The organism is Streptomyces sp. TLI_55, assembly GCF_900206255.1.
GTDB lineage: Bacteria > Actinomycetota > Actinomycetes > Streptomycetales > Streptomycetaceae > Streptomyces > Streptomyces aquilus.
On record NZ_OAOJ01000008.1, the window covers coordinates 1 to 8,174 of the forward strand.

Below are 8,174 nucleotides of genomic sequence, written 5' to 3' on the forward strand. Positions count from 1 at the left end.
TCCGAGTTCGAACCCTCGGCCCAGGGACGGGTTCAGCGGGTACTCAAGGACCTGGAAGGGACCACCATCGTGACCAGTGTTGCGAATGAATCCCCACTAGAATCCGAACCAGCGCTCCACGACACAATCTCGATCGCCGAAGCCCTCGCGGATATGCAGCGACTCATCACGCTGGATGCGGCTTGGACAGCAGCCGGCGGAGACATCCGAACGGCTCGCGACTCCCAGGTGCTAATTGCACTCGGTCGACAGATCGATGATCAAATCGCAGTAGTGGAGCGGCACGCATTCAAGATGCAGCGCATCTTCACCACTCACCGCTCATGGGTAAATGGGCGCATTCTGGCGGAGTTGAACGCCACTGATGCCCCGCATGTAGCCCAGAGAAAAGACGCTCGAATGTTTCTGCGCGCCACTGACGATGATTTCGCGAAGCGAGGCGCTGAAGTTTTTGAGTACGTCGCCAAGCGAGCACCCGTCGAACGTGAGGATCTCCGCCGAAAGATCGCCGCACTTGAGAGTGCGGGGCAGGGCGAAACTGACATGTCCGAGGAGTTCGCATGCGGAGTACTGTCCGGAATGGTCGCTACAGGTCTTCTCTCCTGTTTCAAGACTGTGGGGACTGGCTGCCTTGTCGCAGGAATGGCGGCTGGTGCCGGGCTTGCATTGTGCAAGTAGCGGGGATGGCGGCGCCACTAAGGAAAGCCTTAAAGAATCACCCTTGGTTACTGAACTAGCCAGCACACAGGGAATTCGTGACACACGAATAGAACGACACTGCAGACGGGACGGAGCGTTGTCCGATTACTATGCCCAGAAGCTGCGGCAGCTTGAGACCCGCAACATCGACGCGGATTGCTGGCATAGAACTGGAATTTCCAGAGAATCATCCGTTCCGACAGAGGGGCCTACTTCCATTCAACCCTTGCGTTTGCGTCACAGAGCCCTGCCCGTGTGATGGCTACGACCACGGTAACACCATTCTCTGGGTATCCGAGACAAGCATGATTAGCACCAGAGAAAGCGGCCGTCGCAATATCAACGGAGAGCCGATCAGTGAAATCACCGTACACTCTGATGCCATCGTCTTCCTCGAGACTCTGCGCCCTGTTCAGGCGAACGAGTGCCTAGCAATCCTAGGCGTGCCTTCAAGCAACAATCATCCAGCGTGAGCGACCCAGGGGATGATTATTGCTGCTCCCGATTCCAAAGCGCTGCATAGATTCGCGGGAGTCTGAGCTGCGATCGGCCCGTCTGGGAGCGGATCGCGCTCGTGCCGCGCGTCGACGGCCCGAAGCCGGACAGGTTGAACGCCAGCTGTGCCGTAGCCATCGAGGACGCTCCTGGGCTGGTGGGTGGGGCGGGATTGTGCACCGTGGGGGCCGTGGGGGCGCCCCACTCGTCGTTCACGCGGCTACCGGTCCCGTCCCAGATGAGCGGTCGGTGGCACTGCGCGCAGTGCCCGGCGTCCTCCCCCGGTGTGCCGTGTGGCCGGTCGTCGGCGGCCGGAGCGGCGTCCTGCTCCCGGTCAGGGTCGGCGGGCAGGGCGACGCGGAGGGTGTTGGTCTGTTCGTCGACCTGCTTCCAGTCGGCCGCGAGCAGGGAGGCGGTGCTGTGGAAGCTGAGCGTGTCGAGGAGCGTGTCCCGGATGTGCCGCCGGCTCGCGCCGCTGAGCTTGCCGCGGGTCTCGTCACTGGGCTGCCAGATGACCTCTGTGTCGTCGTGGACGGCGGTGAGGACGGAGCCGTTGACGCTGATGGCGGTGGCGGCGGGCAGTTCTTCGCGGATCAGGTGGGCGATGAGGAGCAGGGCACGGTCGAGGACCTCGCGCCTCTTCTCCGACGCGTCCTAGAAGAGGAATTTCGCCAGCAGAAGGACGAAGCCGGCCACCCCCAGCTCTAGAGTCACCGCGGCGGCGAACGCCTTCAGCCCCCGCAGAAGAGCCGCGCTGACGCGGCGGTGGTCGTTCCAGTGGACAACGGCCACGATCACACCGGCGAGCACAGCCGCCAGAAGCATGATCACCAACAGTCCAGCGATTCCAAACAGCTTGAGTGCGATGAGCACCAGGACCTCCCGAGCCACCCGCACAAGGTTCCGGCCCTCGGAACGGCGGCGAGCTGCTCCAAATCTCGAACCCGGCAACGCAGTGCGTGAGATCCTGGCGGTTCCTCTGGACGGCCCGGGGAGAACAGCACGTCACCGCCTGTCCAGAGATCCGCCTCTGGAGTCGCTCTGGAACGGGAGCCGCGGTGGCCGCTGAGATCAGGAACGAGCTGCTGATCGCGTTCGGCAGGAAGCTGCGCGCGCTCCGAGTGGCCTCCGGCCTGTCGCAGAGCGACCTGGCCAGCCCCGCGGCTGCGAACTTCAGCATCAAGACCATCTCCGCGAAGGAGCGAGGCGTTGGAACTCACGCGCCCGAAGAGCCCTTCGTCGCCCTGTACGTGCAACGGTGCCGCGACCACAAACTGCGCCGCGGAACGGTGCCGGCCAGCGCCTACGACCCCCGCGCCTGGGAAACGGCCCGCACGCGTCTGGAAGACGCACTGTTCGAGGCGCGTGCACCCCAACCTGATGACGACGCCGATCTCGCCGGGCACGTGGAGGGACCCGGGACCGGGCCCGCTGACGTCCCTTCCCTCGCCGGACCAACCGCGCCTGCCGAGGCCGCAGGAAGCGGCCCGACTGGCAGGTTCCGCCGCCTTGCCGACTGGACGCCCCGGGCGTTCGGAGTGCAGGCGTCCGTCGGCAACAACCGTGACTCCAGCCCGACAACGGATGCCGGACCGCAGTATCTGGCGCGAGCCTTCGACCAGGTACTGGGCACGGACCTGCTCTACGGTCACGAGGTGAGGCCGCGGTGCGTTGCGCTCAGCGGCTGGTCGTCCGTCGGCAAGACACGCTCGGCCTGGGCCGCGGCAACCGCGGTCCTGCCGCCGACCACCTTGCTCGCCCGGCCCGAAGACGCCCGTGAACTACTGGACCTGCTTGCGGGGCCCGTTCCGGCCGGAGCCCTGGTGTTTCTGGACGACGCTGCCCGTCATCTACGCGAGCCCGAACTCCACGAGGTGAGCGTTGGCCTGAAGGCGCTGCTGCAGCGTCGCGAGCCGGTGGCGGTGCTCCTTACCGTCCATCCGCTCACGCTGCGGCAACTCGAAGAACTGACCGACGATCCCGAACGCGATGCGCGGGCCAAGCTCGTCCTGCGGCTGATTGAGCGCATCCACGACGTCGACGAAGTACTGCACGATCTGACCGATGCGCGCCAGGCGGCCAAGATCGACCCGCAGTTGCGGGACGCCCTCGAAGCCGCAGCCGACACCGGCCGCGTCATCCCTATGCTCACTGGTGGCCCACAGCTGGTCAGCCGCCTCCCCCGCCTGGAGGCCAGCACTCGCGCGCTCGTCCTTGGCGCCACCGACTGTCGGCGCCTGGGACTCACGGAACCACTCAACGACGCGCTCCTCGCGGACGCCGCTTTCGGGCACCTGGACCCCTACGAGCGAGCCAGAACGGACGGCCGATGGCTGCCCGAGGCCCTCAGCGCCGCCAGCCGTAGGGTCACCGGTCAGGTCGCGGCCCTCTACCCGGTCAATCACACATCCGTCTACCAGGTGCAGGGCTACGACGTGTCGCCCTACCTCGTCCACCACCGCGACCGGCACCAGGACGCGATCCCGCCACGCACCTGGCAAGCCCTGCATGACCACGTAACCAACGCCGACCAGCTCATACTTCTCGGCCACGCCGCGCGGAGCCGGACCGTATTCAGCTGGGCACACCGGTACTTCACGCGCGCCGGACAACTGGGCCAGCAGGACGCAGATCGCGCCCTGGGGGAGCTAATGGAGGAAGTCCACTGGACAGCGCCCGACCCCGCTCCTGAATCAGCACCGCTTCCATCCGCCGCCCCCACGACCAGGACCGAAGCCCGGACTGAAGAACTGAGCGGCATCGACATGGTGCTCGACGAACTCGACGACTTCGATCTGGGGATGACCAACTACGCCACCATCGACCCGCTCCTGCACGACGTCGTGCCCCCGTACACCTCGTACGAGATCATCACCAATCCGCCGACACTCGAGATTTCTGCGAAGTACACCGTCGAGGTCGTGCCGGATCACCCCGAAATCATCGCCAAGCTGAACATCGGAGACGACTGGTACACCTGGTACTCCCGCACTCTGGGAGGACTTGGAGCGTCACAAGTACGGCGAACAACAGGAACCGTGCCTTCTCTCCACGGTTCTGCGCGCATTCCCCTCCGACGACGTCTGGACAAGCCTTGGCTTGATCTGGTGTCTGGAGAACCGGGCCGACGCCGACCAACCAGACAACCTCAGCGAACGCCGTGCCCTCCTCGAACGCGCCCTCAATGCCGGCATGGCCACGGAGCAGGTCTGCCAGCGCCTCCAGGTCATCGCCGCGCAAGACGAGGACTGGAACGAGCTCAGCCGCATCACCGGATTCGGCGGCGACCCAGCGCTCAGGGAGGAAGCCGCCCTCCTGGAGAAGGCCGGACAGCTGGGCCGGGCCCAGCAGAAGTACACCGAGGTGTGCGCACGCGTTGGATCCCGGATGCCTCTGATCAACTTCTGGTGGCGCACAGGACGTGAGGACGAAGCCGAAGCAGCCCTGCGCCAGCACATCCTGGCGGGCAACCGGCACTCCCTGCTCGATCTGGCCAAGCACCTGCGACAGCGGGGACGGTCCCTCGAGGCCGACCGGCTGCGTCGCTCAGGACTCGAGCCGGACGGCTCGACGTCCACGTGGACCCCGCCGCCCGTGCTCCGATGATTCCCCGCAGTGCTGCACTGCGGACCGGTGGGCACGATGAGGACACGGCGGCGGTCCCCACCTTGACGGGCGTCTGAGCCGCAGTGCAACAGACGGCTCAGTCCGAGACCGGGCAGGGTCTGGGGAGCACAGCGCGCAGGAGAGGGATGCGGTCAGCCGTCGAACGCCTGCAACTGGGCGGTTACCGGCCGGAGATCCTCCAGTGCGGGGCGACGTTGGAACCGTCCTCCCGTTCGATGCGGGCGACCACGATTCCTCTGTCTGCCCACACGTCACCACCAGACCCTCGAACCACCCACTTTCCACGCTCAAGAGCGCCCCGAGCCTGACGATCACTTTCTCCGCGGGGCGGCCACTTCTGAGCGGCCCGGGAGTGATCCGGCCAGTCAACCACGCCACTGACATCCCAGTAATGAGTGAAAGTCGTGAAAAATATAGTGACTTTCTCAATTATCTGAGTGGATCCTGTTACCTTGATAGGGGTTTGAGTGCTCTAGGAGGGTGAGTGAGTCAGTCGCCGCAGGAGGAGAGGGCGGTCAACGCGACCACGGCGCGGAACCAGCTGTACGCGCTGGTGAAGCTCGCCGAGGAGGACGGGCGCACAACGGTGATCACCAAGCACAAGGTGCGTGCCCTGCTGGCGCCACTGGACCGGTTCCCGGCAGCCCGAAAGACCGATGCCTTCCCGGCTCACGTGCTGAGCGTGGCGCAGAGGGATTTCGGTGACCTTGTCGCGCTGGCGGCGAAGGGTCAGCCGCAGGTGCTGCTGCGGAACACCACGCCGGTCGCGGTCCTGCTCCCCGCCGACTCTTCGTCCGATGCTTCCTCATCCGATACGGCCGCGGACTCTCGCGCGGCGACCGCAGGAGGTGCGGTGAACGCCCAAGGCAACCAGGACCGCGGCAGCACGCCGCGCAGGCTCGCCACGCTCGGCGATGCCATCGGTTCCGTCCTCACCGACGGCCCGGTCGGCGGCCCCACCTTCGGGGCTGCCGGGCCTGGACGCTGCCACGGGCGGTCTGCAGCGGGGCAAGCTGACGCTCGTGGCGGCGCGTCCGAGTGTCGGCGGGAGCCTGCTGGGGCTGGCCGCCGCACGGACGTCGGCGCTCGTCGACCAGGCCATGGTCCTGTACGCGGCCTCGGGCCCGAACCGGGACGACATCTTCCGCCGGATCATCGCCGCCGAGACCGGCGGCGAGTACGCGCGCCTGAAGCAGGGCCGCCTCACCGAGCACGAACAGCAGGTCGCCCGTCAACTCGTCCAGGCCGGCGACCTTCTGATGATCGACGACGGCAGTGACCTGAGGGCCGAGGACATCGCGGACACCGCCCCGCACATGCAGGGCCTGGCCCTGGTGGTCGTGGACCGGATGCAGGCCGCCCACAGCGCCCGCCTGCCGCTGTCCGGGGACCGTCTCCCGGCGGCCTCCCAGGTCCTGGCCACGCTCGCGCGCACCCTGCACGTGCCGGTCCTCGCCATTGTGGACAGCGACGATCCCGAACTCCTGGGCCTGCTGGACGCCGACATCCTGCTGACGCTCATGCCGACCGAGGACTCTGCCCGGGTCCAGGTGACGGTCGCGGAGCGCGACTTCGGCACGATTGGCTCCGCCTCCCTGCAGCCCGACCTGGTCCACGCCCGCTTCCTCGACGCCGGCGCCCCGCCCCATGAACGCGCCGACAGCCCAGCGGGCGGCCCGGGTCGCTCGACGGCTACCAGTGGAACGGCGGCGCGGGAACTGGCCGAAGCTGCCCTTCCCTACACGTCCGGCGGACACCAAGGGATCCCCGCCGCCCTCACCCACGAGCTCGCCGCGTGGCGGACCGCCGTCGCGGGCGGCGACCACGAGGCCCTGAAGGAGATCCTGCCGACGCTCATCCAGGCGGCCGCCACGGTCTCGCAGTGGCCGGACACCCATGAGGGACACCGCCTCGCCAATGCGCTGCGCCCCTACGGCACCCCCGAGTCCGCCGACCCCACCACAGCCGCCGGGCAGTCGACTCCTGCCGGTGCCACTGTCCAGACCCTGGCGGACAACCGGGAGGCGACGGCCGACGCGGTCGAGGACGAGGAAGACGACGAGGAGGACACTCTGTCGCCGGAGGATGAGGAGGACGAGCCCGAGGGCCATGTCTTCCCCGCCCTGAAGATCCTCAAGGACTCGGTCGGCCGCTCGAAGATGCACCCGATCCGCGTCATCCGCAAAGAGGAACGCGACAGCGGCCCGTGGCCGCTGATCAGCGAGCACATGGACGGCGAGCCCCGCTGGGTCCACCCCGACGTCACCGCCACCCGCGTGCCCCACATCCGGGCGAACGGCAGGCGCGTGCGCCGCGACCAGCTCGACGTGCCCGACTCATTCGGCGAAGGCGTGCTGTGCCTGATCGACCGCAACGGCAGCTTCCCCTCCGCCTGTTCGGCCGTGCCGCTCGCCCCGAACAAGCTCCTGCACACCGGCCCCCTCGACGCGTACGACAAGGCCGGGGCCGGTATCTACCTCATCGACATCCCCGCCTGGACGCGCACCGACATGCCGCACCCCCTGGGGCGGATCGCCGACAGGCCCGACGAGGACGGCCGAGCGTGGGTCACCACCCCCCACATCAAGCAACTGGTGAAGCTGGTCCGGGACAACCACCTCGACACGATGCCGACCATCCACGACTCCTGGACCGGCAAGGCCAACGAGTCGCTGTTCAAGCCGTTCTACGAGGCCACCCGCAAGGCACGCACCGAACTCGTCCAGATCGGCGGCGACCCCTACAAGGCCTACAAGACGCGCCTGTCGATCGCGCTGCGCCTGCTGTGGCCCAAGCGTCCCTCCCAGCGCTCCCCGTTCTGGCGGCCGGACTGGCGCATGAGCATGGTCGCCGAGGCCTCCGTGCGGCACTGGACCGTCGCCTTCAAGGCCGTCCAGGAAGGCCACACCCTCGTCGCGCTGCGCAACGTCGACCAGGCCATCTTCTGGACCCCGCCCAACACCCCGCCGTCCACCTACCGGATCGGGACCGGCTTCGGCGAAGTCAAGAGCAAGTTCGTGAAGGCCGGCGAGACCATCCTCGAAGGTGACGACTGATGGCCGGACCCACCGGACGCGGCACCTCCCTGGGCGCCGCCCTGAACGACCTGCTGCGCTCCCAGGTCACCGCACGCCACCGCCTGTCGTCCTACAACGCCAAGCACTGGCACGCCCAGCTCTCCCAGCTCACCGCTACCCACCGCGGACAGCAGGCCCTCGCGGACGCGGGCCTGAACGTGACGACCAAGACCCTCATCAACTGGCTCTCCGACGCCGAGTACAACATCCGCCGCAACTACCGCGACCTCATCCACACCGCCTACGAGAACGTCGCCATCGTCCCCGCCGACCCCA

Annotated in this window: 5 protein-coding genes and 1 pseudogene; 5 read left to right on the forward strand and 1 reads right to left on the reverse strand. The window is 67.1% G+C overall.

Translation table 11 applies throughout. The features are described 5' to 3' along the window. Together CRP56_RS47400 and CRP56_RS47405 are read left to right on the forward strand one after the other, a co-directional pair. A partial coding sequence (locus CRP56_RS47400; RefSeq protein ID WP_218878168.1) for a hypothetical protein occupies positions 1 to 678 on the forward strand: 678 nt, incomplete at its 5' end. A gap of 765 nt (positions 679 to 1,443) precedes the next feature. Continuing rightward, positions 1,444 to 1,902 carry a hypothetical protein gene (locus CRP56_RS47405; RefSeq protein ID WP_143665046.1) on the forward strand — a complete coding sequence of 153 codons (459 nt, stop codon included), beginning with the start codon at positions 1,444 to 1,446 and terminating at the stop codon, positions 1,900 to 1,902. On the opposite strand, the gene CRP56_RS46440 is transcribed toward CRP56_RS47405, so the two are convergent. Next, positions 1,849 to 2,067 (reverse strand): hypothetical protein, encoded by a 219-nt coding sequence (locus CRP56_RS46440; protein WP_143665047.1) that lies wholly within the window; start codon positions 2,065 to 2,067, stop codon positions 1,849 to 1,851. The two genes, CRP56_RS47405 and CRP56_RS46440, sit on opposite strands and share 54 nt — an antisense overlap. Positions 2,068 to 2,252: 185 nt before the next feature. Between CRP56_RS46440 and CRP56_RS47410 the strand changes: the two genes are divergently transcribed. From CRP56_RS47410 to CRP56_RS46460, 3 genes and pseudogenes are all read left to right on the forward strand, one after another. Continuing rightward, positions 2,253 to 4,619 carry a helix-turn-helix domain-containing protein gene (locus CRP56_RS47410; protein ID WP_143665048.1) on the forward strand — a complete coding sequence of 789 codons (2,367 nt, stop codon included), beginning with the start codon at positions 2,253 to 2,255 and terminating at the stop codon, positions 4,617 to 4,619. Between the two features lie 1,116 nt (positions 4,620 to 5,735). Next, on the forward strand, positions 5,736 to 7,877 hold the full coding sequence (locus CRP56_RS46455) for a DnaB-like helicase C-terminal domain-containing protein (RefSeq protein ID WP_257042486.1): 2,142 nt from the start codon (positions 5,736 to 5,738) through the stop codon (positions 7,875 to 7,877). Beyond that, positions 7,877 to 8,174: pseudogene (locus tag CRP56_RS46460) on the forward strand (hypothetical protein); the annotation flags it as partial. The gene CRP56_RS46455 and the pseudogene CRP56_RS46460, both read left to right, overlap by 1 nt.